This is a genomic window from Curtobacterium sp. 260 (assembly GCF_030803485.1).
GTDB lineage: Bacteria > Actinomycetota > Actinomycetes > Actinomycetales > Microbacteriaceae > Curtobacterium.
The window spans coordinates 59923-86572 of sequence record NZ_JAURUY010000008.1; the positions used below are offsets into that span (position 1 = coordinate 59923).

Below are 26650 nucleotides of genomic sequence, written 5' to 3' on the forward strand. Positions count from 1 at the left end.
GTCGAGGTGGTGGAGGTCAGAGGAGGGATCGGTACAGCTGCACGTGCTCACGGACGGCGCGGTCGATCCCCAGGCGGTCCCGGACCGCCGCGGCGTTCTGCTCGAAGGCCGCCGCTGCTCCGGCGTAGTGGTCGACACGGTGCAGCGCGAGGTCGAACCACCGTTCGACGTCGTCCGGGTGCGGACGCTCCCACCCGGTCGGGACCTGCTCGTCAGCGCCGCTGACGTCGAAGAGCAGGACGGGCAGTGCCGTCAGCGCAGCCTCGCTCGTCACGGTCGAGAGGGCCTCGCGGTGTGACGGCAGGACCAGGAAGTGCGCCCTCGCCATCTCCGGACCGATCTCGTCGCGCGTGCGCGTTCCGAGGTACTCCACGGCGTCGGCGACCCCGAGACGACAGGCCTCGGCCTCGAGCTCGGGCCGCAGGGTCTCACGGTGGGACACGATCCGGAGCCGAGCGTGGCGGCCTGCTGCGCGCATCCGTCGGACGAGCTCGAGTGCCAGGTGCACCCGCTTGAAGGCGACCAGTTGCCCCACGTACAGCAGCTCCCACGGCTCGCCGGGAGCCGGGGCCCGGTGCGGCGCCGGAGCGAAGCGCTCGACGGCCAGTGCGCTCCTGATGACGGCGACCTTCTCGTCGCGCACGTGCCTCCCGAGCCGACGACGTTCGTCCGCGGTGAAGACGACGACGCGGTCGGCGCGGCGCTCGACGGCGTTCCGGACGAGGCGGTGGTGCCACGGCTTCCACCCGCTCGTGTGGTGCGTGAAGACGATGCGCTGCCGCGACGGCGCCAGCGCACGGAGGCACGCGTTCGTGAGGTGGTTCAGGTGGACGACGTCGTAGCCGCGCCAGTCACCGCGGAAGTGCGGTGGTGCGGTCGTCACGTCGACGCCGACCGCCGCCAGGCCGTCGGCCAACAGGCTGTCGGGGGTCTCGGCCATGTGCGTGGCGCGGTACTCCGCGGTCTGGCCGAAGATGCCGGAGAGCATGAGGATCTTCACGCTGTGGCCTTTCGTGGTTCGGTGAGGCACGTACCTCAGGAGGGGTGCCGACGAGCCCGAGGGCCATCGGCACGAGGACGAAGTAGATGACGTTCTGCTCGATGACCCCGAACGAGGTGACGCCGGCCTGGGCGCTCCAGAGCACCAGCAGCGCGCTCCCGTAAGCGGAGAGAACCGTGCTCGCCCGGAGACGGAGGGTGTCGCTCAGGCTCAGCAGGAGTGCCGCGGACGCACCGGCGAGCACCACCCCGACGAGGCCGAAGCAGAGGTAGCCCTCGAACCAGGTCGGTAGGAGCTGGTCCTTGCCGAGGAAGCTGTGGTAGACGACGTGGTTGTAGACGGCGGTGCTCGACTCGGTCCTCGCGACGTCCGGGGCGCCGGGGACGGGCGACAGCAGGGACAGGCCGAAGGTCCGGAGCCCGAACGGGTTCGACGCCTCGATCCACGGTAGCGCCGCCGCGAGCTGCATCGGGGTCCCGAAGTACGGGATCACGGACTGCAGCGCCGGGACGATCCCGATCGTCGGCGCATCGAGCGCCGTCCGACTGACCCAGAGCGTCGCCCGGAGCGTCCCGATACCGACGAAGAACGTGCCGAGCGCGGCCACCGCGGTGATCATCGGCACGATCTGCAGACGGCGCTCGGAGCGGTCGAGGAACACGAACACCGCTGCGAAGACCGCGTACGCCACCGTTGCACGGTTCAGGCCGTAGGACGCGAGCCCGAAGACGAGGACCAGCCCGAGCGGCAGGAGCAGCCAGGACCAGCGTCGGCCCTCCGAACGACGTCGACGGAGTTCGAGGACGAGGCCGACGAACAGCAGCGGGCGGAGCACCATGCCGATGAGCACGATCCCGCTGCTCCCGATCTGGTCGTTGCCCTGGAGCTGCTCGATCGCTCCGGACAGGAACCCGAGAACAGCGCCGGGGGTCGGGAACCGGATGACCATCCCGACGCTGCCGGCGACGATCAGGACCCACGTCGGGATGCGCGACGGTCGGAGTCGAGCGACCTGCCGTCCGACGCCACCGCGCGTCCGGCCACCGACCAGTCCGACGACGAGCCTGACGACGATCGCGCTCGCGAAGAAGGTGGACCCCAGGATCAGTACCGTCCGTGAGTCCTCCACGTTCCCGAGCCGGTAGTGGAACGCCGAGCCGTTCCCCACGTACTGGATGATCACCGGCGCGACGCACCCGCGGGCGGCCTCCCAGGCACTGAAGAGCGTCAGGCCGTCGAAGCGGACGCCGAGTGCGAGCAGCCGCGAGACCTCGAGGGCGAGGACGACGAGGACCGCGTGCACGGCGACGGGGACCGTGAAGGCGCGAGCGTCACCGTGCCCGGACACGAGGACGCCGAGGCTGAGCAGGACGGGGACCACCGCCGCCGCGCGCACGAGGTGGTGGACCGCTGCGCGACTGTCGTCGATCACTCGGGTCGTGCTCGTCGCCCGGGCCACCGTGCTCCTCGCGGTCACCGCGCGACCACCGATCCGCGCGCCGGGAGAGCGCCGAGGCCGCGGAGTCCCGCGAGCCGCACGGCGATGCCGGCGACGTGCCCCAGGCCGGACACGAGGACGACAGTGCTCAACCCGGCGCCGAGGGCAACGGACACCGCCACCGACGCGGTGGTCACACCGCACGCGACGAGGTCCGCGAAGAACCAGGTACGCCAGGCCCGGCGGGCGACGCAGACCTGGCCGACGCAGATCAGGACCGCCCGGACCGAGGTCACCAGCAGGACCGCGACCGTCACCGGCACGACTCCCGGGTACCGGTCGACCAGCTCGGGGAAGCCGAGCGCGAGGACCAGGAGCGACACCACCGAGCCGACCGCGCAGAGCACTCCCACGACCACGACGAACGACCGGGGGGTCCACCTTCCGGGGGCGTCCGTCCCCTCGACGAAGTGGCGCACGACGACCTTCCCGAGGTACACCGGTGCGACCGTGATGACGGACGCGAAACGCATCGCGACGCCGTACACGCCCATCGCGACAGGACCGCCCACCGAGCCGACCGCGGCGATGACCACCCAGACCGCGACCTGCCCGAGCACGTTCGCTGCGATCCCGACCGCAGCGCCCTCGCGTGCCCTCGGGTGCAGACCGACGGGCGTCCGGGGCCGACGGGTGGCGCCGACCAGGACCACGACGGCGATCACGACGTCGGGGACGACCAGTCCCGCGGCGGCCGCACCGCCGTCGGACAGCACCCCGACGAGGACGGCCGTTGCGGCGCCGCCGACCCCGCGGAGCGCGTCGAGCGCAGCGGCGACGCCGGGACGACCGGAGCCCGCGAGGACCCCGACGAGGACCTCCGCCACCGGGACGGCACCACCGAGCGCTCCGGCGACGACCGCCGGTACGAGCTCGCCGGGCGTCGCCGGGCGGGTGAGGACGACGAAACCGACGAGCACGACGAGGAAGGACGCGCACGCGTTGACGATGAGCACGCCCGCTCGCAGGCGGACCATGGCGCCGACGACCGCGAAGAGCCGCGGACCGCGAACACCCCGCTCGGCCGCAGCCGTGTTGGCGGTGATGCCGACGGTGCTCCCGACGACGCTCGCTGCTCCGACGACGAGCGTCTGCAGCACGGCGAACGCGCCGTACTGCTCCGGCCGGACGAGGGTGGCGAACCAGGCGAGCGCCAGGAACTGCACGCCCCGACCGGCGATGCCCGGGGCCGCTGCAGCGAGCAGCACGAACACCCGGAACCCGTTCCCCGGTGCGCGTCGGCCCGGGGACGGCTTCAGGATCGGGTGCATTGTCCTAGTATACAATATGCCTATGTCGAATGCTGCTCGACGCAGCGGGCTGCCGCTCGTCACCGTCGCCGTCCCCACGGTCCGTCTCGACGCACACCTCGACGCGGCCGTCGCATCCGTCCTCACACAGACCATCGAGGATCTCGAGGTGGTCGTGGCGCTGGACGGCGTACCGCTCGAGGGCGATCGTCCGTCCTGGATGGCCGACCCACGGGTCCGGGTCCTCAAGACCCCCTCCCGACAGGGCACGGCCGCGACCCTGAACACCGTCCTCGGCGCGACGCACACGCCGTTCTTCGCCAGGCTGGACGCGGACGACATCGCCGAACCACACCGCCTCGAGCGGCAGATCGCAGCGCTCGACGAGCACCCCGAGTGGGCCGGCGTCGGCTCGGCCGCCACGGTGATCGACCAGGACGGACGACCTCGGGGACACATCGACGTCCCGACGGAGGACACCGCTCGGCAGCTCCTCCGGCGGAACGTGTTCGTGCACTCGGCGATGGTGCTCCGGCGACCGCCGCTGGAACGGGTGGGCGGCTACGACCCGGGCTGCGTGCGGATGCAGGACTACGACCTGTGGCTGCGCCTCAGTGCGACGTGCACCCTCGGGAACGTCGGTGAGCGCCTGGTGCAGTACCGGGTGCACGACGGCATGCACAGCCGGAGGACCCGTGCCTTCTCGGCATCGGCACGGAGAGTGATCGCCTCGCGCCGCCGGCTCGCACGCAGCCTGGGTACACCCGTCGTCCTGCAGTCCGCACACGACCTCTGCTGGACCGCTGGACAAGCACTGCGGAACGCGGGGCTCCGGCGTCCGCGCTACCTCGTCACCACGTGACCGACCCCCACCACACCACCGGAGGCCCTGATGACCACACCCCGTTCCGGCACACTCGTCGTGAAGACGGTCGACGCGACCCTCGACGTCGTGATGCGAGACCAGCTGCGCCACCTCACCACGACCTCGCTGGCACCCGTCACGGTCGCTGCCGGCGACACCGGGCGACTCGATCGCGTCGCCGCGCGGGAGAGGGTGCCGGCTCACGCCCTCGCACTCGCCCGCGATCCGTCCCCCGCACGAGACCTCCGCGCGCTGCTCGAGCTCGTCGGGCTCATGCGTCGACTGCGCCCGGAGACCGTCGTGTACGGCACGCCGAAGGCCACGTTGCTCGCGGGCGTCGCCGCCCGGCTGACGGGGGTGCCGACCCGCGTGCAGGTCCTCCACGGCCTCCGCCTCGAGACTGCGACGGGGCTCGCACGGCGACTCCTCGTCGAGTCGGAACGACTGTCCGTGCTCATGTCGACACACACCCTCGCGGTGGGTCACGGACTCCGTCGCCGGTGCGGGGAGCTCGGCCTGCCGATCGACCGCATCGACGTCGTGGGAGCCGGTTCGGTGGTGGGGACCGACGTCGCTCGTGCGACGGCGATCGCCGACGACCCCGCGCTCCGAGCCTCAGTGCGTGGACGATGGGGGGTGGACGACGACGAGTTCGTGATCGGCTTCGTGGGTCGCGTCACGAGGGACAAGGGCGTCGAGACCCTCGTCCGTGCCGTCGCGGACGTCCGGGACGACGGGGTACCGGCCCGCCTCGTGCTCGTCGGACTCGACGAGGGCACCGAACTCCTCGACGAGGACGTCCAGGAGCTGCTGTGCGGTGACTGGGTGACGATGACCGGCAACGTGGACGACCCGGCCGAGGAGTACAGCGGGTTCGACGTCTTCTGCCTCCCCTCGCACCGCGAAGGGCTGCCGACCGTCGTCCTGGAGGCGTGGGCGACGCGCCTCCCCGTCGTGGTGAGCGACTGCACGGGCCTCGCCGACCTCGTGGCGCACGGCGCGACAGGGCTCGTCGTCCCCGTCGGTGACCGACGAGCGACGGGACGAGCACTCCGGGCGGTGGCGACCGACCCGACGCTCCGACGGACGATCGCCCACGGCGGACACCGCCGCGCCACTGAGGACTTCGACCGTCGCGTGGTCTGGGACGCCTTCACCCGGTACGTCGAGCGCGCCCGATCAGAACGCCGCCGGAGCCGGAGCAGCCGAGCATGACGCACGACGAAGGGGCGGTTCGACCGATGTCGAACCGCCCCTTCGTCGGCGGGATGCGAGCGGGCCGGGCAGCCCGGTCCGCTCTGTCACCTCACACGGAACTGCCGACCCCGACCTCGGCAAGGTGGCGTTCGGTCTCCCCGGCCCGGCCGTCGTGCGGGTCGGCCGCAGCACCGCCCCCCGCCCGCTCGGTCTCCCCGAGCACCGGCGCCTGTACCCCGGCCGCGGCGTCCGTCGCGCCGAGAGCGCAGGGCTCGGCACCGGAGGCGCCGCGTCGGGAGAGGACCTCCGGCACGGTGCGGAGCAGGACCACGAAGTCGAGGCCGAGCGAGCGACGTCGGACGTACTCGAGGTCGTACTCGAAGCGTCGGACGTACTCGAGGTCGTTCCGGCCGTTGACCTGCGCGAGCCCGGTGACCCCCGGCCGGACTGCGTGCCGGAGGCCGTGGCCGTCCCGGGCATGGTGCTCGATGAACATCGCGAGCATCGGTCGTGGGCCGACGATGCTCATCTCACCGCGGAGCACGTTGAGCAGGTTCGGGAGTTCGTCCAGGCTCGTCGCACGCAGGAACGCTCCGAGCGGCGTGACGCGGAGATGATCACTCGCGGTACCGGTGCCGTCGATGTCCGGCAGCATCGTCCGGAACTTGAGCATCGAGAAGGTCGTCCCGTGCAGCCCGGTCCGGCGCTGTCGGAAGAACACCGGCCGCCCCTGCACGAGGAGCAGTGCGATCGTCACGAGCAGCCACACGGGCGCAGAGAGGACGAGCAGGACCAGCGCCGCGATGACGTCGAGGACACGCTTGGTCCGGTCGTACGGATGGTTCGAGGACATCGGATTCCTTCCGGGATGAGGAGCGGGCACGGCGTCGGAACCGGCTCAACCAGCCGATCCGGCGGGGACGGCGACGGCGGGGACGGTCGGGCCGGCGGGGGCAGTCGGGACGGGCGAGTCGGCGGGATCGGCGGGATCGGCGGGGAGTGAGGCGGACCACGCGCTCCTGACCGCGTCGGCCACGCTGCGACGGGCCCGCCAGCCGAGGAGCCGGACGGCACGCGACGGGTCGGCCACGACGGTCACGGGGTCACCGGCGCGTGGCGGGAGGGCGTCGACGACCGCCGGGCGTGCCGCGCACGCCGAGACCGCCTGCACGATCTCCAGCACGGACGTGCCGCGCCCCGTTCCGAGGTTGACCGCGGTGTGTCCGGCATCCGCTCCGTGGAGGTGGTCGAGCGCGGCGACGTGGGCGTCGGCAAGGTCGGCGACGTGGATGTAGTCGCGGACGCAGGAGCCGTCCGCCGTCGGGTGGTCGGTCCCGAACACGGGCACCGGTCGTCCTGAACGGACCGCGCGGATGACGATCGGCACGAGGTTCGTCTCGGCTCGGTCGCGCAGCTCTGGCCACCCCGTACCCGCGACGTTGAAGTAGCGCAGGCTGATCCCCCGCAGGCCCCACGCACGGGCGGCGTTGGTCAGCATCCACTCCCCGACGAGCTTGGACTGCCCGTAGGGGTTGACCGGCACACAGGGGTGTTCCTCACGCACCTGCCCACCGGCGACGTCGCCGTACACCGCAGCCGACGACGAGAAGACCAGATCGCGGACGTCGCAGTCCTCCATCGCAGCCAGGAGGTTGGTCAGGCCGCCGATGTTGCGATCGAAGTACCAGGTGGGGCGATCGACGGACTCCCCCACCTGCTTCATCGCCGCGAGGTGCACGACACCGCCGACACCGTGAGCACGGATCGTGTCGCCGAGGCGGGCTCGTGCACGGACGGACGCGAGGTCGAGGTGCACGAAGGGGACACCGCCGATCCGGTGCAGCTCACCGGTGGAGAGGTCGTCGATCACGACGACGTCCCTGCCTGCTTCGACGAGGAGTCGGACCACGTGTGACCCGATGTAGCCCGCCCCACCTGTGACGAGGACGGTCGATCGATCGGAGGACGCCATGACGTACAACATATCACGGCCGGAATATCGCGGAAAGTCGGTGCCGGAGCGGCCCGCCGAGCTCGCGGGCGGCGGTGGCGGTGAGGTGGGACCGATCGCGGTACACGAGCACGTTCCACAGGACCGGGGAGCAGACGCGGTCGCACAGTGCCGACAGGGGGTCGATCACCGTCACCGGTGGTCCGAGGCCGCGGACCTCACGACGGACACCGGCGTCGAGCAGCTCCCCGCTCGGGCGCGCACACTGGTCCGCCGCCTCGAGGTGGCGCGCGAGACACTCGTTCGGGTCGAACGACCACGACGGCGTGTCCTGGAGGAAGACGACACGCGTCCCGGCGGGCAGGGCGGCGAGGGACCGCCGGATGCCGTCGCGCCACACGCGCTCGAAGGGAGCGTCGTCCACCTGGCGCCCCCGGTAGAGCGACGTTGCCTCTCCGACCACGACGACCTCCGGACGTTCAGCGCGGATGCTCGCGAACGTCGCTCGTCGCCACGCATCGCACTCGCGGTACTCGCGACCGAGTTGCGGGTTGACCACCCGGATGTCCGCGAACGGGCAGGCGGCTCGCCCGTGGACGGTCAGGCCGACTCGGGCGTCCTCCGCCGCACGTCGGACGACGTCCGCCCACTGCATCGCGTGGCTGTCCCCGAGCAGTGCGACACGACGGGTTCGTCCCGCGTCGGTCACGCACGGGTCGGGTGGCGGGTCGAGCAGTTCCGCCACGCAGTGTGCCGGGTACGGGAAGGGCAGGTCGCGGAGCACATCCGTGAGCCCCGGCGTGACGTTCGCGGGAACGACATCGGGGGCGCTCGGGCCGAGGGCTGCGCTCGTGGCGTCGGGGCCGGGGACCCGGACGTCCGAGGTCGTGCGCGCCGACACGGCGGCCACACTCGGGACGACGAGCGCGGCCGCCGCCGCCACGGCGAGCACCATCGTGGTCCGCGGACGGCAGCGTTCGAGCAGTCGACGTGCACGACGCTCCAGGACCGCGGCGCTGACCAGGCCGACGGCGACCGCCGCGGCGACGAGCAGGACGCGGAACGGCCACGGCGTGGGCGCTCCGCGCACGAGGACCGGGAGCGCGAGGAGCGGCCAGTGCCACAGGTAGATCGAGTACGAAGCGTCACCGAGCACCACCACGGGTCGCGTACTGAGCATGCGCCGTACCACGTCGGACCGCGCCGAGGTGCCCGGGAGCACGAGTGCCGCGGTACCGAGCACCGGGAGGAGCGTCAGCGGACCGGGTTGCTCGGTCTCCGGTCCGGCGAGGGCCACACCACCGGCGACCGCGAGCAGACCGGCTGCTCGCACCACCGCGGTGACGGCAGGGGTGAAGGCCACCGAGACGGCAACCGCGAGCAACGCTCCCAGCAGGAACTCCCATGCGCGGCTGGGCAGCATGAAGAAGGCGAAGGGTTCCGCCACCGCCCGGGCCAGCGGCACGCTCACGATCGACGCGACGATCCCGAACCCGGCGGCCCAGATCGCACCCCGCCGCCCCCCGGACCGCAGCGCCAGGATGAGCGCCACCGGCCAGACCGCGTAGAACTGCACCTCGAGCCCGAGCGACCAGAACTGCTGGAACGCACTCGCGGTGTCGTCCTGCAGGTAGTCGACACCTCGGAGCGCGAGCAGCACGTTCTCGTACCCGAGGACGGCCGCGGCCGCCTCGGCAGCGAGCCGCGGGTGCACCAACGGGGAGGTCATCAGGAGCGCGACGGCGAACGTCGAGAGGGCGACCACCACGGCGGTCGGCGCGAGGCGTCTGAACCGCGCGACGACGAAGGACAGCAGGTCGATCGAGCCGAGACGACGTCGCTCGGCGAGCAACACGTTGGTGACCACGTACCCGGAGAGCACGAGGAACACATCGACGCCGAGGAAGCCCCCGTCCAGACCCGGCACGCCTGCGTGGAAGGCGAGTACCACACCGGCCGCGACAGCTCGGACGCCCTGGAGTTCAGGACGGAGGCTCCGTCGGCGAGACGGCGTTCCGGAGGCGCGGAGGAGGAGCATCTGGTAATGATGTCGCATCTGGAACACCAGTACACGGAACATGAATTCCTGTGGAGAGCGCCGGTGATCCGAAGCGCTTGGTATGGTCCTTCCCGTGCGATGGAGTCGAGTCGGTTGGCCCGGTGTCGGGTACGTCTCCCTCGAGGACGTCGACGGCTACGCCGAGCACCTCGCCCGCCTGGTCACCGACGCACCCCCGTCCGTCGCAGCCCTCGCGTCCGTCACCTGGAACGAGGCCCGCATCGCCGAGTGGCAGGTCAGCGAGACCGGCGGGAACGACACCGCGGGCATCGACGCGACCCCCACCCGCACGGTCCGCGCGGTCGTCGTCGCCCGGACCGACGAGGTCCTCGACACCCCGGACGGCCTCTGGCGCCGCTGGAACCACGCCCGCGTGACGCTCGAGTTCCACCGCGCCGTCCTCGAGCCCGCGGACACCGTACCGCTCGCGGTCCTCGCCGGCGACGTCCAGGTCTCCCGCGGCGAGATCGCCCACGTCGACGCCGACGTCTGGGAGCTCCGCCTGCTGCTCTCCCCCACCGGCGAGCTCGCGGTGCACTTCCGCGACGTGGTGATCGAGGTCCGTCCCGTCGCCGAGTCGGCGTGGTCCGACCTGGAGGCGCGCCCCGCCCACGGCTGGCACGGCCCGGTGCCGGACGGCTGGCTCGAGTGGGCCGCTCCCGCGGTGCGCGCTGCGGGTCACGGGGACGTCGGCGGGCTCTCGCTCGAGCTCGACGGGGTCGGCGCGGACCCGACCGGGATCGACGAGGTCGACCCGCGCTGGGGCTTCGCCCCGCTGCACGCCGCCGCATGGTTCGACCGGCGCGGGACGACGGAGGCGCTCATCGAACGGGGCGCGGACGTCACGGTGCTCGACGCCGAGGACCGGACGGCGCTCGACATCGCCCGCGAGCGCGGGTCGCGCAAGGCGGAAGAGGTGCTGCTCGCCTGGTTCGACGCGCACGCCTTCGGCGAGGCCCACGTCGCCGACGATCCCTCGAGCGACGAGGCGACCCGCTGACCGCAGGGCGACCGGACGACGGACGGGAGGCCCGTGACGACCGGTCACGAGCCTCCAGACCGGAAGAGGGGTCGCGTCAGTCGCGACGCGTCTCGAGCGCGTTCGCCTGCGCGACCTTCCCGTACCAGCGCGCCGAGTCCTTCGGCGTCCGTGCGAAGGTCTCGCGGTCCCATGCGACGAGCCCGAAGGTCGGGCGGTAGCCGGAGGCCCACTCGTAGTTGTCCAGGAGGGACCAGTGCTGGTAGCCCAGGACCTCGATGCCGTCCTCGATGCAGCGGTGGATGCCCTCGAGGGCGCCCTGCGTGTACGCGACCCGGCGGGAGTCGTCGGCGGTGGCGATGCCGTTCTCGGTGATCATCAGCGGGACGTGGCCGGACAGCTCCCATGCGCTGCGGAGCCCGTCGGCCGAGGCCTCCGGCCAGAACTCCCACCCGGTGAGGGTCGTCTCGACGTCGTCCGCGACCGGCACCGGACCGGAGGCGCCGATGAACGTGCGGGTGTACGCCTGCACGCCGAGGAAGTCGTCGCCCGCGGCCTGCTCGAGGTACCAGTCGTCACGCGGGTAGCCGTACTCGCGGAGCATCTCCTCGGAGCCGGGCTCGCCGTTCGCGCGGAACGCCTGCGTGGCGATGGTCCAGCCGGACTGGAGCCCGGAGACCTGGGACAGGACCTCGCGGGACCGCTTGTGCGACGCGAGCAGCTGATCCGCCACGTGCAGGTCCGGGTTCGGCAGGCCGTAGGCGACCAGGTTGGCGGCGTCCTCTCCCCCGGCGAGCATCGCGGCGATGTTCGGCTCGTTGATCGTGCAGACGTAGCGGACGCCGTCCTGCACCACCGGGAGCGCGGCCTCGGTGTAGCGGGCGAACAGGTCGGCCGCGTCGTCGGCGCGCCAGAAGCCGTCGCGCTCGAACCAGCGCGGCACGGTGAAGTGCATGAGGGTGACGATCGGTTCGATGCCGGCCTCGTGGCAGGCCTCGACCATGCGGCGGTAGTGGTCGACCTCGGCGCGGGAGACGTGACCGCGCTCGGGCTCGATGCGCGCCCACTCGATGCTGAACCGGTAGGAGTTCAGCCCGAGGTCGGCGGCGATGCGGATGTCCTCGCGGTAGCGGTGGTAGCTGTCGGCGGCGTCGCCGGAGGGTTCGACGATGGTGGTGTCGGGCTCGTGCTCGTGCACCCACCAGTTGCTGTTGACGTTGTTGCCCTCGATCTGGTGGGCGGCGGTGGCGGCGCCCCAGAGGAAGCCGTCGGGGAACTGCAGCGTGGTGATGATGAGTCCTTTCAGTGCTGCGACGAGTCAGTGCTCGTCAAGAACGAGTCGAAGAGCGCGATGGTCGCGGTCGGGTTCTCGACGTGGGGGCCGTGGTAGCTCGTGGGGACGACCTCGTAGCGGGCGCCGGTGTCCTCCGCCATCTGCCGCTGCCACGGGATCGGCCAGGCTCCGTCCCACTCGCCGTGCGCCACGAGGACGGGGAGCCCGGTCGCGCGCAGCTCGGCGGACGAGTCGGTGTGGTCCTCGAGGATGTGTCCGCCGGCGACGACGCTCAACGGGCTCGTGGCGTCGAAGCGGTCGCGGACCATCCGCGCGTCGTCGGGGAGTTCCTCGTCGGGTCGGTACGCCCACAGCGGGTTCGTGGCGTCGAACAGCTGGCGGAGGTTGCCGCCGGTGTCGTGCAGGATCGTCAGCTCAGTGACCTTGCGGTAGGGCCAGCCGTACGGGCCGGAGCAGAACTGCACGAGGGACCGGAACGACTGCGGCGAGGCGATGGCGGCCTCGCGGGCGATGACCCCGCCGAGCGAGTGCCCGATCAGGTGCACGGGCGCGCCGTCGTCGAGCAGTGCCGCGACCCGGACGACGTCGGCCGCTTCCTCGTCCAAGGAGTAGTCGGACGGTGCGGTCGGTGCCGCCGAGTCGGCCTGCCCTCGGCGGCTGATCGCGACCGCGGTCCAGCCGGCGTCACGCAGGAGCGGCATGAAGGTGCGCCAGTCCTCCTTCGAGCCGGTGTACCCGGGGACGACGAGCACGACACCCTTCGAGGGTCCGGACGGGACCACCCGGTAGGCGGTGAGCCGCCCGACCGGCAGGTCGATGCCGACGACGTCGACGCCCTCGGGCGTGGGGAGGTGCCCGAAGGCCGGGACGGACGGGAACTCGTGCACCGTGGTCATGCGAGCAGTGTCCGCCGCGGGTTCGGCACCGCGTCCAGCAGCGCCACCGTGTAGTCGTCCTGCGGGTGCTGCAGCACCTCGGCCGTCCGGCCCCGCTCGACCACCGCGCCGTCGTGCAGCACCATGATGTCGTCGGTGATGAGCCGCGCGCTCAGCAGGTCGTGCGTGATGTAGAGGAGCGAGACGCCCCACTGCTCGCGCAGGTCCTCGAGCAGCGCGAGCACGCCGGCCCGCAGCGTCACGTCGAGCATCGAGACCGGCTCGTCGGCGATGATCACCTGCGGGTCGCTCGCGAGCGCCCGGGCGATGACGACGCGCTGCCGCTGCCCGCCGGAGAGCTGGTGCGGGAGCTTCTGCGCGAACTGCTCGACGGGGGTCAGGCCCACGGTCTCGAGGATCTCGAGCATCCGGCGACGGGCATCCCGCCCGCGGAGTCCGGTGTAGTTCGCGATCGGCCGGGACAGGATGTACTCCACCGTGTGCAGCGGGTTGAGCGCCGCGTACGGGTCCTGGAACACCATCTGCACCTCGGAGCGCAGGTCCTTGAGCCCCCGCCTCCCGAGCTTCGCCACGTCCGTGTCGCCGAAGCGCACCGTGCCCGAGGTCGGCTGTTCGACGCCGGTGAGCATCTTCGCGATGGTCGACTTGCCCGAGCCGGACTGGCCGACGAGGGCGAGCGACTGCCCGGGCTCGAGGGTGAACGACACGTCGCGGACGGCCTGCACGGGCTGCTCACCGCGGCGGGGCGCCGGGTACGTCTTCACGAGGTGGTCGACGACGATCGGGTTCTTCGCGGCACTGCGCTCACGCGACCCGACGGTGGCGAACGACGAGGTCGTCTCCTGGCGGGAGACCGACCGCTGCGACCGATCCGGGAAGCCCGGCAGCGACACGACCTCCGCGCGCGGGTCCGCGTAGTGCGACAGCAGCATCGTCGTGTACTCGTCCTGCGGGTCGCGGAGGACCTCGAGCGAGCGGCCGTCCTCGACGATCCGCCCCTCGTGCATGACGAGCACGCGTTCGGTGGCCTCGAGCACGATGCCGAGGTCGTGGCTGATGAGGATCGCCGTGAACCCCTCGGACCGCTGCAGCTCGATGATCGTGTCCATCACCGCGTGCTGCACGAGGACGTCGAGCGCCGTGGTCGGCTCGTCGAACACCATGAGCTGCGGCTCGAGCGACAGCGCGAGGGCGATCGACACGCGCTGCCGCATGCCACCGGAGAGCTCACCGGGGTAGCGCGCGAGCATCGTCTCGGGCAGCTTCACCTTGCCGATCAGTTCCCGCATCCGGGCGTCCCAGCGCTCGCGCGGCACGTGCCCGTGCGCCCGGAAGACGTCGACGAAGTGGTTGCGGATCGTGCGCACCGGGTTGAGCGCGTTCATGCCGGACTGCAGGACCATCGCGAAGCCGCCCTGGCGCTGCTGGCGGAGCGCTTCGTCGTCGAGGTCGCGGATGTCGGCGCCGCCGAAGACGATGCTGCCGCCGTTGGTGCGCGCCGGCGGCTTCTGCAGCCGGGTGAGCGCGTAGCCGAGGGTCGACTTGCCCGAGCCGGACTCGCCCACCAGACCGACGAACTCGCCCTTGCGCAGCTGGAAGGAGACGTGGTCGACGGCCTGGACGGCCGTCTGGCCGGCCGACTCGTAGACGACGGACAGGTCGCGGACGTCGAGCAGGACCTCGACCTGGGTGCCGTCGGACGGGAGGCGCGTGGCGGTGCCGCCACGGGCCTCCAGGCCGTCGCTGGTTGCGCCGCTCATGCGGTGACCTCCTTGCGCTTGCGGCGCGCGCCCTCGCGCAGCCGCGGGTTGGACACGGCGTCGACGCCGAAGTTGATCAGGGTGAGGCTCATCGCCAGCAGGGCGATGCAGAGACCGGGGGCGAACAGCAGGATCCACTGGCCGGTGAGCAGTGCGTTCGAGTTCTGCGCCCAGTAGAGGATCGTGCCCCAGCTGACGATCGACGAGTCGCCGAGTCCGAGGAACTCGAGCCCTGCCTCGGCGAGGATCGCGCTGGTCGCCGCGCCGAAGAAGCTGCCGACGATCAGGCTCGTCATGTTCGGCAGGATCTCGCGGAACACGATGCGCGTCGCACCGTCGCCGGAGAACTGCGCGGCGGTGACGAAGTCGCGGCTGCGCAGGGACTGCGTCTGGCTGCGCAGGACGCGCGCACCCCAGGCCCAGCCGGTGACGACGATCACGGCGATGATCACCGCGATGCCGCCGTTCTGCAGGTAGGCCGCGATGACGATCATGAGCGGCAGGCCCGGGATGACGAGGAACAGGTTCACGATGAACCCGATGACCTCGGCGACCCAGCCGCGGATGTAGCCCCAGCTCAGGCCGATCGCGACGGCGACGAGCGTGGACAGGAGGCCCGCGACCGCGCCGACGAGCACGGAGACCCGGGCGCCGTAGATCAGTTGGGAGAGGACGTCCTCGCCGGCGGCGGTGGTGCCCATCCAGTGCGCCCAGCTGGCGTCTGCGTTCCGCGCGAAGCCGTTCTGGCTGCCGCCGTAGGGGGCGAGGAGCGGGGCGGCGATCGCCACGAGGACGAAGAAGCCGAGGATGCACAGGCCGATGCGGGCCTTCGTGTTGCTCCAGACGACGCCGAACTGTCGTCCTGCCGATCGGAGCTTGGAGGGGGCCTGCTGCTCTTGCTGGGTGTCTTGGGTCCGGACGGCAACTGTTGCGTCGGGTGCCTTCGTGTTGGTCATCGGCGCGTCCTCGGGTCCAGGACGCCGTAGAGGACGTCCACGATGAAGTTGGCGATGAGCACCGACACGGTGATCATCAGGAAGAGGGCCTGCATGAGCGGGTAGTCCTGCCCGATCACGGCGTTGAAGAGCAGGTAGCCGATGCCCGGGTAGCCGAACACCTGCTCGACCAGCACCGAGCCGCCGACCACGCCACCGAGCGCCAGGCCGAAGCCGGTCAGGTTCGGCAGGATCGCGTTGCGCGCGGCGTACCGGACGGCGACCGTGCGACCGCGGAGGCCGTTGGCCTCGGCGAAGGTGACGTAGTCGTCGCCGAGGGTGTTGATCATCGCGTTGCGCATGCCGATGATCCAGCCGCCGAGGCTCGTCACGAGGATCGTCACGGCCGGCAGGACCGCGTGCCGCAGGACGTCACCGATGTAGGTGCCGTTCCAGCCCGGGACGCTCGTCGCGGACGACGCCCCGGTCGTCGGGAACCAGTGCAGGACGTAGCCGAGGAAGAACAGCAGCAGGAGCGCCGTCCAGAAGTACGGGAACGTCGACATGAAGCTGCCGGACAGGGTCGGGAGCGAGTCGAGCCACGTGCCGCGCTTCCACGCCGCAGCGACACCGATCAGCGTGCCGATGACGAACGCCAGGACCGTCACCGTGCCGACGAGCACGAGCGTGTACGGCAGTGCGCGGCCGACCAGGTCACCGACCGGCTGCGGGTAGAACGTGTAGCTCGTGCCGAAGTCGAGGGTGACGACCTGGTGCAGGTAGCTGACGTACTGGTCCCAGAGGTTGCCGCTGGGGACGCCGAGCTGGGCCTCGATGGCCTTCTTCGTGGCGTCGGTGACCGGACCGTTCTGGCTCAGCTTCGCGAGCGCGGCGTCGGACGGGCTGCCCGGCATGAGGCGCGGGAGCACGAAGTTCAGCGTGACCGCAGCCCAGAGGGTCAGGACGAAGAGGACGAGTTTCTGGAGGATGTACTTCACTTGCCCGCCTCCTTCTGCTGCGTCTTCTGCTCTTCGAGGATCTGCTTGCCTGCGGCGCTGTCACGGAGCCGGAGCTTCGTGAAGATGAGCAGCGGGGCCGAGTCGTAGTTCTGCGGTGCCATGTACGGGTCCTCCGCGCTCGGCCAGCCGACGAACTTGCCGGTGTTGAACAGGCCCCAGAGTCCGCCGTAGTACATGCCGATCACGGGCAGGTCGTCGTACACGATGGCCTGCAGCTGGTCCAGGATCCGCTGCTGCTCGGCACGGTCGGTCGTGCCGCGGTACTCGTCGAGCAGCTTCTGGGTGTCCGCGTTCTTGTACCGCTCGAAGTTGTTCACCGTCGACTTGCCGACCGGCTGGTAGAAGTCGCTCGACAGCAGCGAGTTGTACGCCTGGAAGACGTCACCGTTCCCCATGCCGCCCATCGCCATGTCGAACTTGCCGTTGTTGATGTTCTGCTGGTAGCCGGCGGGCTGCGGTGCCTGGATCTGCACCTTCACGCCGATCTTCCCGAGGTCACGCTGCACCTGCTGGGCGGCACGGAGCCAGTCCGAGTAGCCGTTCGCGGTCATCAGGTTGATCTCGAGCTGCTTGCCGTCCTTGACGAGCTTGCCGCCCTGCTGCTCGTAGCCGGACTTCGCGAACTCGGCGAGGGCGCGGTCGGTGTCCTGCGTGATCATCCCCTCGTCGGGGATCGACGGGTCGAGGTACTGCTCCTGGTTCGGCAGGATCAGGCCGGTCTGGCCCGCGGCGCTGAGGTTGCCCTCGGAGGCGGTCTCGGCGATGCCGTCGCGGTCGAGCGCGTAGGAGATGCCCTTGCGCACGTTGACGTCGTCGTACGGCGCCTTCGTCAGGTTCGGGATGAGACCGATCACGCCGCCGGCGGGGAACCACCACTGGTTCGTGTCGGACGCGGCCCCCCACGTGCCCTTGACGTCCGAGATGAACGAGTACGCCCAGTCGTAGCCCCGTGTGACGGTGTCGAGCTGCGTGTTCGTCGCGGGGAGCACGAGGTGCTTGATCGCGATCTTGTCGGCCTGCCAGTACGTCGGGTTCTTGTCCATCGAGTACTGCTGATCGGAGTAGTTGCCCAGGACGAACGGACCGGTGCCGACCGGGTTCGGGTCTCGCCAGGTGACCGGGTCCTTCACCTTCCCGTAGTGGTGTTCGGGGAGGATGTAGGTCGCGCCGATGATGTTGAGGCTCGGGACGTCCTCGCCGTTGAGGTGGAAGACCAGGTGGTCGCCGTCCCGATCGATGCGGTCGATGTGCTGCCAGGCACCCTTGACGTCCATCGCCGGGAACTTCTTGAGCAGGTCGAACGTGAAGAGGACGTCCTCGGGGGTGAACGGCGTGCCGTCGGACCACTCGACGCCCTTGCGGATCGTCATGTCGATCGTCCGCGCGTCGGGCAGCTCCCAGGAGCTCGCGAGCCACGGGGTGCCCTTGCCGTCGAGCGGGTTGATCTCGATGAGCGGCTCGTACATCCACTTGCTCGCGGTGCGGGCGTTCGGGATGTACGGGTTGAAGTTGCGGTCGAACAGTGGGTTGCCACGGTCCGCGTTGATGAGCATCGTGTCCTTGCCGATGCTCGGGTCCGGCTGGGAGCGGACCTGGATGCTGCAGCCGGTGGCCACGAGGGCCACGACCGCGAGTCCGGCGATGGCGGCGGCGATGCGGCCGCGGCGGCGGGCGGGGGTGTGCGGCGCCGGTGGCGTCGGCCGTCCGTCCGGGCGCGGGTCGCGGTGCCCGCGCGTGCGCTGTGGGGGAAGCGTCATTGCTCGGTCGACCTCCGTGTCGAGTGGGTGCTGCGCCCAATGTATGCGCTTACATCACCACGTGCAACCTCCGGGTTCCGTGCCGGGGCGGAACGTCGGCGCCGCTCAGAGCGCGGGCGGGCAGCTCTCGCGCAGCAGCACCTCGACCGGCAGCCGCACAGCGCGCGGGGGCCCCTCCCGCCGTTCGAACCGGTCGACGATCGCCCGGACGGCCGCACGACCGAGCTCCCCCATCGGCTGGTGCACCGTCGTCAGGGGCGGCGTCGAGAAGCGCCCGGCGTCGATGCCGTCGAAGCCGGTCACCACGACGTCCTCGGGGACGCGCAGCCCCCGCGCGCCGGCGGCGTCGAGCACGCCGAGCGCGGACTGGTCGTTCGAGCAGATCACGCCGCGGGGGACGTCGACCCCGTCGAACAGGGCCGACGCGAGCTCACGAGCCCGTGCGCGCCCGAAGTCGCCGTGCACCACCCGCACGTCGGACGCCGCCAGGTCGTTGTCGGCGAGCGCCTGGCGGAACCCCGCCGAACGCTCGATGTCGTCCGGAGAGTCGATCGGCCCCGCCAGGTAGGCCAGCGAGCGGATCCCGAGCCGACCGATCACGTGCGACGCGAGCGTGCGCATGCCCGCGGCGTTGTCGACGCTCACCGAGTCGAAGCCGTGCGAGCGCCGGTCGTCCGCGAGCACCACGACCGGGATGCGCCGGGCGACGTGCTCGAGCAGGTCGTCGGGCACCGTCTGCGCGAGCACCGCCAGGCCGTCGACGCGGCCCGCGACGTCGTTCACGATGACGTCCCGCGAGGACCCCCGCCCGGCCGCCACCATGAGGGCGAGCCCCCGCTGCCACGCCTCGGTCTCGGCACCGCGCAGGACCTCGTCGAAGTACAGGTTCGACGAGAACGGTTGCGTGACGTGGCGTCGGTCGTCGACCACCCGGACGCCACCGTCCGTGACGAGGTCGGGTCGCTCGTCCGGGACGACGTCGAACCCGGGCAGCAGCAGGCCGACCACGCCGGTCCGCTTGCCGGCCAGGGCACGTGCGTTGCCGGACGGCACGTAGCCGAGGCTCCGGATCGCCGCCTGCACGCGGTCGCGGGTGCCCTCACGGACGGCGTCCGGCGTGCGGAGCACGCGGGAGACGGTGGCGATGGACACGCCGGCCTGGGACGCGACGTCGTAGACCGTGGGAGGTGCGGTGCGCTGCGCGCTCATGCCGTGCCTCCCGTCCGACGTCCACCCGGCCGCTGCACCGGTGCGCGGCCGCACCATCCTAGGCACGGGCCCGACTCCGACTCCTCCACAGGCCGGCCGACACCCCTTGCGTTCCGCGGAGGGGCGGGCGCAGACTGTTGCGACCTCAGAACGTCCCGTGAGGAAGCGCACCACGACGGTGCCCACGCACACAGGAGGAACTCTCGATGTCCCAGCAGACGCGGTCCGGCAGCAAGCACGCCATCCGACTCACCACCGACGAGGCCGAGGTGCGCGACGCGCTCCTCGACCACACCGAGCACGGCGCGACGCTGTCCGTCCAGGAGATCGACGGGTCCGAGGAACCCACGACCAGGGCCTGACCAGCCGGGAGGCACGGGTCGGGTCCGCTTCGTCGGTCCGGCCGGTGCCTCCTGGCCGGTGCGCCCCGGTGCCTGTTGGCCGGTGCGCCCGGGTGGCGAGTGCGGCCGTTCGCTCCTGACCGGTGCGCCTGGGTGGTCAGTGGGCCCGGGTGGTCAGTGCGCCTGGGTGGTCAATGTGTCTGGGTGGCGGCCGGCTCGCCGTCGCCGAGCGTCTCCGGGCTGCCGACGATCGCCATGCCCGCACCGCGCAGGCGCCGTCGCTCCTGCGCGATGAACGCGAGCAGGCGGTCGTTGGTCCCCGCGACGTGCGCCGCCAGCAGCTCGGCCGCGCGGTCGGCCTCGCCGGCACGGACGGCCTCGAGGATCGCGCTGTGCTCGTCCCACGCGGCCTCGCGCGCCTCGGCGGTGCGGACCTCGATCCACCGCGTCCGCTCGAGCCGGGTGAGGGCGTCGGCGATCGCATCGGTGACGAAGCGGTTGCCACCGAGCGCGGCGAGGTCCAGGTGGAACGTCGAGCCCATGCGGATCCCGGCCTCGCGGTCGGGTGTGCTGCGGAGCTGGTCGAGGTGCGCACGGACCTCGTCGAGCTGCTCGGCGGAGGCACGCTCGACGGCGAGACGCGCCGCGGCGGGTTCGAGCACGCCGCGGAGCTCGGCGAGCGACGCGATCTCGTCGAGGTCGATCGGGGTGACCGTCCACGACCGCCCCTCGTGGAGGATGAGCCCCTCGCGCTCGAGCCGTGACAGCGCAGCGCGCACGGGGGTCCGCGAGGCGTGGAAGCGCCCCTCGAGTCCGCGCTCCGAGATCCGCTCTCCGGGGGCGATGTCGAGGGTCAGGATCGCCGCGCGCAGGTTGTCGTAGAGCTGGCTCGTCTGCGAGACGGGCGCGGCGGTCTCGGTCGTCTCGGTCACGGCGGACCAGCGTAGTGCAGATCGACGTGTGTTGGTATACCGTCCTGGTACACCAGCCGCTCCCCGATCGAGACGACGTGCCCGCGCAGACCACCACCGCCGCTCCGCCCGTCGTCCCCGCCAGGGCGTGGACGATGCTCGCGCTCGGCGTCGCAGCACAGGCTGCCGGGACCCTCGTCGTCTCCGCCCCGGCGCTGCTCATCCCGCACCTGCTGGCGCAGGGGATGCCCTTCGCGTCGGCGGGACTGTTCGCGGCCGCCCCGACGATCGGCCTCGTCCTCACCCTCATCGCCTGGGGCGCGGTGACCGACCGCGTCGGCGAACGGGCGGTGATCGCCGGCGGACTCGCGCTGACCACCCTGACCGTCGTCGCCGCGTGGGTCACGGCGGGCGACCCACTGCTGCTCGGCGTCGCGTTCCTGGCCGCGGGCATGACGAGCGCGTCGACGAACGCGGCGAGCGGACGGGTCGTGGTCGGGTGGTTCCCGAGGGAGCGGCGCGGTCTCGCCATGGGCATCCGGCAGATGTCGCAGCCGCTCGGCGTGACGCTCGCTGCCGTGACGGTGCCGCTGCTGACCGAGACGCACGGTGTCCGGACCGCACTCGTACTGCCGTTCGTGTTGTGTGCGGTGCTCACCGCGCTCTGCGCCGTGGGCGTCGTCGATCCCCCACGGCCTCGGCAGGCCCGGGCAGCGGTGACGACCGCGACGATCGACGCGGGCCCCGCGAACCCGTACCGGGCGTCCGGGTTCCTGTGGCGGGTGCACCTCGTGTCGGTGCTGCTCGTCGTGCCGCAGTTCACGCTCTCGACGTACGGGCTGGTCTGGCTGGTGGGCCTCGGGTGGTCGACGCCTGCGGCCGGACTGCTGGTCGGCGCCTCGCAGTTCGTGGGGGCCGTCGGGCGCATCCTGGTCGGTGCCTGGAGCGACCGCGTCGCTTCCCGGGTCGGGCCGTTGCGCGTCGTCGCGGTGGCCGCGGCGGCCGTGATGGGCGCACTCGCGCTCGTCGACGTGTCGCACTGGGCGCCCGCGGCGGTGTTCCTCGTCATCGCCACGAGCGTCACCGTGGCGGACAACGGGCTCGCCTACACGTCGGTGGCCGAGGCGGCGGGGCCCTCGTGGTCGGGCCGGGCGCTCGGTGCGCAGAACACGGGGCAGTTCCTGGCGGCGAGCGCCGTCGGTCCCGGTGTCGGCGCGCTCGTCGGGGTGCTCGGCTTCGCGGCGTCGTTCGCGATCGTGGCCGCGCTGCCCCTGCTCGCGCTGCCGGTCGTCCCGCGCGCCGACGTCTCCCACGACTGACGCCCAGCACCGCCCGCAACACGCAACGTCGGCGGTTGCTCGCAGGGGTGTACCGCTGCGAGCAACCGCCGACGTTGCGTCCCGCGGAAGGGGCGTCCGTGCGAGGGGCCTCCGCGGCGGACGGGGTCAGGCCGGGACGGCGGGACCGACCGGCCAGCGCAGGAGCGCGGACGCGGGGGCACCGCTCGGCAGCGACGCCGCGTTCACCAGGACGAGTTCGGCGTCGGTCAGGACGACTGCCCGGACGAGTGCGCACACCGCCGGGACCTGCCCCAGCACCGACGCCCCCGCGGCCTGCTCGGGAGCGGTGGCGACCCAGGGTGCGGCATCGAGCGCGTACAGCGTCCGGTCCCCGAGCGCACCGGCGTCGAGCGTGACGACGGCTGCCTGGGCCTGCTGCAGCGCGGACACGACGGCACCGATCCCGCTGACGCTCTCGTTGTCCCCGCGGCCCTCGTGCGTGCGGAGCAGGTCCTGCACGTCGTGCCGCCGCGACGCCAGGACGCGAGCGAGGGCGAGGTCGACGTGCTGCACGAGCGCCTTCTCGGAGGCGTCGTCGGCGCGCGGGTCGACCGCGACCTCGGTGACCAGCGCCCTGGTCGACGTCGAGAGCTCACCACGCAGGAGTTCGCGGGCACGGATGTCCCCAGCGAGCACGATCAGCCGGGGCGCGGTCGCCCGGACGGTCTCCTCGATCGCGGCCGCGACCTCGCCGGCGGTCTGCTTCCAGATCTCCTCGGCGTGCTGGTGCCAGTGCGGCTGCTTCCACCCGGCACCGGACTTCGCCTTGTGCAGCGTGTCGGTCCGGCCCTGCACGCGCTGCTCGTCCTCGGCGGCGCCGGTGGGGGCGTGCCCGAGTCGGTAGCTGCGGAAGCCGCCGCCCTCACGTCCGACGGTGACGACGAGGAACGGCAGGTCGAAGGGCCGGTGGGCGAGCAGGGGCAGCAGGTCGGGGACGGCGCCGGTGCCGATCGACTCCTGGCCGTGCAGGTGCCCGGGCAGCACCTCGCTGAGCACGAGTTCGTCGTCGCGGACGAGCACGTAGCGGGCGACGGGTGCGGGGACACCGGGCTGTTCGACGAGCTCCTCCTCGATGATCTGTGCGGCACGGTCGGAGCAGCCCTGCCCGGCGAGCGCATCGGAGACGGTCCGGCGCTGGAGCGCGGCGATGCGGCGCGGGTCCTCCCGGTTGCCCGAGGCGTCGACGTACGCCCACGTCCAGGTACCCGGCTTCTGGAGCGCCTGGACGATCTCGGGCTGCAGGGCGCTGGTCTCGCGGGTGGTCTGGGCCATCAGCGCTCGCCCTCCTCGTCGGTCTCGGTCGTGAAGACGGCGTCCGATCCCCCGCCGACGCCCGACCCGTCGTCCTGCAACGACCCCTCGAGCTCGCCGTCGTACCCGGAGGCCGTCACCGTCTCGGCGTCGTCGGTGTCGTCGGGCACCGGTTCGGACTGCCGGAACTCCTCGACGTGTGCGTTGCTGCCGTGCCCCTGGACGATGCTCTGCGCCTCGTGCGCGAGCTGGTCGTCGAGCTCGGGTCCGTGCGTGCTGTTGCCGCGATCGGTCATCGCCTGCCCCTTTGCGTCGGTGCCGCCGACGTCGCTGTCGGGCCGCCTGCGGCTTCGGTGTTGTGCGTGCTGACCACGGTGCGCGCTCGGCGCTGACCACGTTCGGAGGTCGGAGCGAACACGCAGCCAGCGCGGTGCGGGGCGGCGACGGCCCGCCCCGAGGCTCGCGTGAGCGGACGGATTCGCGTCGCCGCGACCGCGAACGTGTTCGCGGAACCGAGTCTCGCGCCGTCGCGCTCGCCCGGCGTCCCACCCGGCCACGGTTCGGTCACGACGTTCTGTGGATACTTCAGGAATGCACAGCCTCGCTCGGTTTTGTGCTTTGCTGGCTCCGACCCCGCTCAACGACGAACCGGAGCCGTGATGACACCCATCCCATCGAGAACCGTCCTGTCACGACGGAACCTGCTCGGACTCGGACTCGGAACAGCTGCGGCGGGGTTGCTCGCCGGGTGCGCCGTCCCGGGATCGACGAACGTCAACAAGGCTGCGCTGGTCCCCGCGGCCGCCGGTGGCGAGACCGTCCAGATCACCTACTGGGCGTGGCTCAAGGACCTCCAGAAGGTCTGCGACGTCTGGAACGCGAAGAACCCGCGCATCCAGGTCACCGCGAACTGGATCCCCGGGGGCAACGCGGGCGGGTACCAGAAGATGTACTCCGCGCTCGCGGCCGGCGGCGGTCCGGACATCGGGCAGGTCGAGTTCCGGCAGATCCCGGAGTTCATGCTCGCGAACGGCCTGGTCGACCTCGCCCGGTACGGCGCGAAGGACGTGCAGTCGAAGTACGACGAGGCCGCGTGGTCGCAGGTCGAGTTCGTCGACGGCGTCTACGGCATCCCGCAGGACACCGGCCCGATGGGCTTCTACTACCAGACCGCGATCCTCGAGCAGGCCGGCGGTCAGCCCCCGACGACGTGGGACGAGTGGCGCGACCTGGCCGACAAGGTGCGCGGCACGGGCAACGGCAACTACCTCGAGGTGTTCCCGGTCGCCGACGCCTCGCCCTTCGCCGCGTACGCGCAGCAGGCAGGGGCGCGCTGGTTCCGGACCGACGGGGACGCCTGGGTCGTCGACATGACCGACGACAAGACGATGATGGTCGCGGAGTTCTTCGACGGTGTCATCGACGACAAGCTCGTCGACACGAGCGCGGGGGCGTACTCCCCGGGCTGGTACGCCGCCGCCGCGAGCGGCAAGATCGCCGCGGTCACGAGCGCGAGCTGGGGCGACGCACTCATCCAGTCCGTGCAGGGCGGCGAGGGCAAGTGGAAGGTCGCCCCCATGCAGACGTGGGGCGACACCGGCTACGGCTCGAGCTCGATCGGCGGCTCGACGGCCGCCGTGCTGGCGAACGCGAAGCACCCGGCGGAAGCGCTCGAGTTCATCACGTGGATGACGACCTCGAAGGAGGGCGTCGACGCGATGATCAAGTACTGCGGCATCGGCTGGTCCCCGGCGAAGGACTACATCGGCAAGGCGCGCCAGCAGCCGTCCAAGTGGTTCTCCGGGCAGAACTACAACGAGGAGGTCTTCGTCCCCTCGGCCCAGGAGCAGAACCTGGAGTGGTCGTGGTCGCCCGTGACCCAGTCGGCCTTCACCAGCCTGCAGAACCAGTTCCGCCGCAAGCTCACCGGTGGGCTGAAGCTCACGGACGCGGTCGAGCTCGCCCAGCGGGAGATCGTCCAGTCCTTCAAGGACAAGGGCCTCAGCGTCAGGACCGCACGATGACCGCCACCCAGCCGGGATCCGGCTTCCGCACGAGCACCAAGGCCACGAGCGCCCAGAAGCGCGCCCCGTGGATCCTGCTCGCCCCGTTCCTCGCCCTGTTCGTGCTGACGTTCATCATCCCGATCATCAGCGCCCTCTTCCAGAGCTTCACCACCGTCGACCGCGAGGGCCTGTTCGGCGAGGACGGTGTCACCGGCCGCTTCGCCGGCTTCGACAACTACGTCACCGCGCTGAACGACGCCGGGTTCGTCGGCTCGATCTGGCGCATGCTCCTGTTCGGCATCGTGCAGGTACCGGTGATGATCGTCCTCTGCACGATCCTCGCGCTGCTGCTGGAGTCGGCGAGCGCCCGCTGGCCCGCCTTCTTCCGCGCGGTCTACTTCATGCCGTACGGCGTCCCCGGCGTCATCGCGACGATCCTCTGGTCGTTCCTCTACGTGCCCGGCCTGTCACCGATCGTGTCGCTGCTGCAGTCGATGGGGCTGCAGCCGGACTTCCTCGGCGCGAACAGCGTGCTGTGGTCGATCGCGAACATCGTCACGTGGACCTACACGGGCTACAACATGCTCATCATCGTGGCGCAGCTCAAGTCGATCCCCGGCGAGGTCTACGAGGCCGCGAAGATGGACGGCGCCGGCCCCTTCCAGGTCGCGTGGCGGATCCAGATCCCGCTCATCGCCCCGGCCCTGGTGCTCACGACGGTCTTCTCGATCATCGGCACGCTGCAGCTCTTCGCCGAGCCGCAGATCCTGTCGACGGTCGCGCCCGCCATCGACACCGAGTACACGCCGAACTACGCCGCGTACACGAACGCCTTCGCGTTCAACGAGTACGGCGTCGCGAGCGCGCAGGCCGTGATCATCGCGCTGGCCGCGTTCATCCTGTCGTTCGCGTTCCTCGCGCTGACGAACCGTGCGCCGAAGAACGAGCGCGACCAGAAGAAGCGGGCCAAGCGCGACGGCCTGGAGGCGCGGCGCGCGCTCCAGACGCGCGGCACGTCCGCCACCGGGTCGCGACCCGCCACCGGCGTCGCGGACCGCAGCACCACCGCCGGAGCCGCGCCGCGCCTCCAGGCCGACAGCAAGGGGGCGGAAGCATGACCAGTGAAGCCATC

General features: G+C 71.3%; 23 protein-coding genes. 7 read left to right on the forward strand and 16 right to left on the reverse strand.

Annotation, left to right across the window (positions count from 1 at the left end):
* Positions 1-16 precede the first annotated feature (16 nt).
* The 3 genes from J2X59_RS10875 to J2X59_RS10885 are packed head-to-tail and all read right to left on the reverse strand — an operon-like array spanning position 17 to position 3769.
* Positions 17-940, reverse strand: coding sequence for a glycosyltransferase family 4 protein (locus J2X59_RS10875; RefSeq protein WP_326496718.1), 924 nt, complete (start codon positions 938-940; stop codon positions 17-19).
* A complete protein-coding gene (locus J2X59_RS10880) occupies positions 852-2432 on the reverse strand; it encodes a hypothetical protein (RefSeq protein ID WP_326496680.1) in 1581 nt (526 codons plus the stop codon). Before J2X59_RS10880 ends, J2X59_RS10875 begins: the two co-directional genes overlap by 89 nt.
* A gap of 41 nt (positions 2433-2473) precedes the next feature.
* Positions 2474-3769: a hypothetical protein gene (locus J2X59_RS10885; RefSeq protein ID WP_326496681.1), complete on the reverse strand. Its 1296-nt coding sequence runs from the start codon at positions 3767-3769 to the stop codon at positions 2474-2476.
* Positions 3770-3791: 22 nt separating this feature from the next.
* On the opposite strand from J2X59_RS10885, the gene J2X59_RS10890 reads away from it, so the two are divergent.
* Complete coding sequence (locus J2X59_RS10890) at positions 3792-4610, forward strand: glycosyltransferase (protein WP_326496682.1); 819 nt, start codon at positions 3792-3794, stop codon at positions 4608-4610.
* Positions 4611-4640: 30 nt separating this feature from the next.
* Positions 4641-5828, forward strand: coding sequence for a glycosyltransferase (locus J2X59_RS10895; RefSeq protein ID WP_326496683.1), 1188 nt, complete (start codon positions 4641-4643; stop codon positions 5826-5828).
* A 91-nt stretch (positions 5829-5919) separates the two neighbouring features.
* On the opposite strand, the gene J2X59_RS10900 is transcribed toward J2X59_RS10895, so the two are convergent.
* The 3 genes from J2X59_RS10900 to J2X59_RS10910 are packed head-to-tail and all read right to left on the reverse strand — an operon-like array spanning position 5920 to position 9841.
* Complete coding sequence (locus tag J2X59_RS10900; protein ID WP_326496684.1) at positions 5920-6663, reverse strand: sugar transferase; 744 nt, start codon at positions 6661-6663, stop codon at positions 5920-5922.
* A 45-nt stretch (positions 6664-6708) separates the two neighbouring features.
* Entirely contained in the window at positions 6709-7782 is a 1074-nt protein-coding gene (gene galE, locus J2X59_RS10905) for a UDP-glucose 4-epimerase GalE (RefSeq protein ID WP_326496685.1), read from the reverse strand.
* A 13-nt stretch (positions 7783-7795) separates the two neighbouring features.
* Complete coding sequence (locus J2X59_RS10910; RefSeq protein ID WP_326496686.1) at positions 7796-9841, reverse strand: acyltransferase family protein; 2046 nt, start codon at positions 9839-9841, stop codon at positions 7796-7798.
* Positions 9842-9893: 52 nt separating this feature from the next.
* Here J2X59_RS10910 and J2X59_RS10915 point away from each other — a divergent pair, with 52 nt between their 5' ends.
* Positions 9894-10820: a hypothetical protein gene (locus J2X59_RS10915; RefSeq protein WP_326496687.1), complete on the forward strand. Its 927-nt coding sequence runs from the start codon at positions 9894-9896 to the stop codon at positions 10818-10820.
* Between the two features lie 76 nt (positions 10821-10896).
* Here J2X59_RS10915 and J2X59_RS10920 read toward each other — a convergent pair whose 3' ends face one another.
* The 7 genes from J2X59_RS10920 to J2X59_RS10950 all read right to left on the reverse strand — a co-directional run bounded on the left by J2X59_RS10920 (position 10897) and on the right by J2X59_RS10950 (position 19669).
* Positions 10897-12093 (reverse strand): glycoside hydrolase family 1 protein, encoded by a 1197-nt coding sequence (locus J2X59_RS10920; RefSeq protein ID WP_400340618.1) that lies wholly within the window; start codon positions 12091-12093, stop codon positions 10897-10899.
* Between the two features lie 8 nt (positions 12094-12101).
* Entirely contained in the window at positions 12102-12989 is an 888-nt protein-coding gene (locus J2X59_RS10925) for an alpha/beta fold hydrolase (protein WP_326496688.1), read from the reverse strand.
* Complete coding sequence (locus J2X59_RS10930; protein ID WP_326496689.1) at positions 12986-14749, reverse strand: ABC transporter ATP-binding protein; 1764 nt, start codon at positions 14747-14749, stop codon at positions 12986-12988. Before J2X59_RS10930 ends, J2X59_RS10925 begins: the two co-directional genes overlap by 4 nt.
* Positions 14746-15705 carry an ABC transporter permease gene (locus tag J2X59_RS10935; protein ID WP_326496690.1) on the reverse strand — a complete coding sequence of 320 codons (960 nt, stop codon included), beginning with the start codon at positions 15703-15705 and terminating at the stop codon, positions 14746-14748. Before J2X59_RS10935 ends, J2X59_RS10930 begins: the two co-directional genes overlap by 4 nt.
* On the reverse strand, positions 15702-16682 hold the full coding sequence (locus J2X59_RS10940) for an ABC transporter permease (RefSeq protein ID WP_066651916.1): 981 nt from the start codon (positions 16680-16682) through the stop codon (positions 15702-15704). Before J2X59_RS10940 ends, J2X59_RS10935 begins: the two co-directional genes overlap by 4 nt.
* Positions 16679-18460, reverse strand: a complete 1782-nt coding sequence (locus tag J2X59_RS10945) for an ABC transporter substrate-binding protein (protein WP_326496691.1) — start codon at positions 18458-18460, stop codon at positions 16679-16681. Before J2X59_RS10945 ends, J2X59_RS10940 begins: the two co-directional genes overlap by 4 nt.
* A 105-nt stretch (positions 18461-18565) precedes the next feature.
* Positions 18566-19669 carry a LacI family DNA-binding transcriptional regulator gene (locus J2X59_RS10950; RefSeq protein ID WP_326496692.1) on the reverse strand — a complete coding sequence of 368 codons (1104 nt, stop codon included), beginning with the start codon at positions 19667-19669 and terminating at the stop codon, positions 18566-18568.
* 206 nt (positions 19670-19875) lie between these two features.
* On the opposite strand from J2X59_RS10950, the gene J2X59_RS10955 reads away from it, so the two are divergent.
* Positions 19876-20031 carry a hypothetical protein gene (locus tag J2X59_RS10955; protein WP_326496693.1) on the forward strand — a complete coding sequence of 52 codons (156 nt, stop codon included), beginning with the start codon at positions 19876-19878 and terminating at the stop codon, positions 20029-20031.
* A 170-nt stretch (positions 20032-20201) separates the two neighbouring features.
* On the opposite strand, the gene J2X59_RS10960 is transcribed toward J2X59_RS10955, so the two are convergent.
* A complete protein-coding gene (locus J2X59_RS10960; protein WP_326496694.1) occupies positions 20202-20942 on the reverse strand; it encodes a GntR family transcriptional regulator in 741 nt (246 codons plus the stop codon).
* 134 nt (positions 20943-21076) lie between these two features.
* Here J2X59_RS10960 and J2X59_RS10965 point away from each other — a divergent pair, with 134 nt between their 5' ends.
* Complete coding sequence (locus J2X59_RS10965; protein WP_326496720.1) at positions 21077-22240, forward strand: MFS transporter; 1164 nt, start codon at positions 21077-21079, stop codon at positions 22238-22240.
* A gap of 126 nt (positions 22241-22366) precedes the next feature.
* Here the strand turns inward: J2X59_RS10965 and J2X59_RS10970 are convergent, their stop codons facing one another.
* Together J2X59_RS10970 and J2X59_RS10975 are read right to left on the reverse strand one after the other, a co-directional pair.
* Positions 22367-23533, reverse strand: coding sequence for a baeRF2 domain-containing protein (locus J2X59_RS10970; RefSeq protein ID WP_326496695.1), 1167 nt, complete (start codon positions 23531-23533; stop codon positions 22367-22369).
* Complete coding sequence (locus tag J2X59_RS10975) at positions 23533-23808, reverse strand: hypothetical protein (protein WP_251154157.1); 276 nt, start codon at positions 23806-23808, stop codon at positions 23533-23535. The genes J2X59_RS10970 and J2X59_RS10975 overlap by 1 nt, the downstream gene beginning before the upstream one ends.
* Positions 23809-24171: 363 nt before the next feature.
* Here J2X59_RS10975 and J2X59_RS10980 point away from each other — a divergent pair, with 363 nt between their 5' ends.
* Positions 24172-25536 (forward strand): ABC transporter substrate-binding protein, encoded by a 1365-nt coding sequence (locus J2X59_RS10980; protein ID WP_326496696.1) that lies wholly within the window; start codon positions 24172-24174, stop codon positions 25534-25536.
* Positions 25533-26636, forward strand: a complete 1104-nt coding sequence (locus tag J2X59_RS10985) for a carbohydrate ABC transporter permease (RefSeq protein ID WP_326496697.1) — start codon at positions 25533-25535, stop codon at positions 26634-26636. Before J2X59_RS10980 ends, J2X59_RS10985 begins: the two co-directional genes overlap by 4 nt.
* Positions 26637-26650: the final 14 nt, after the last annotated feature.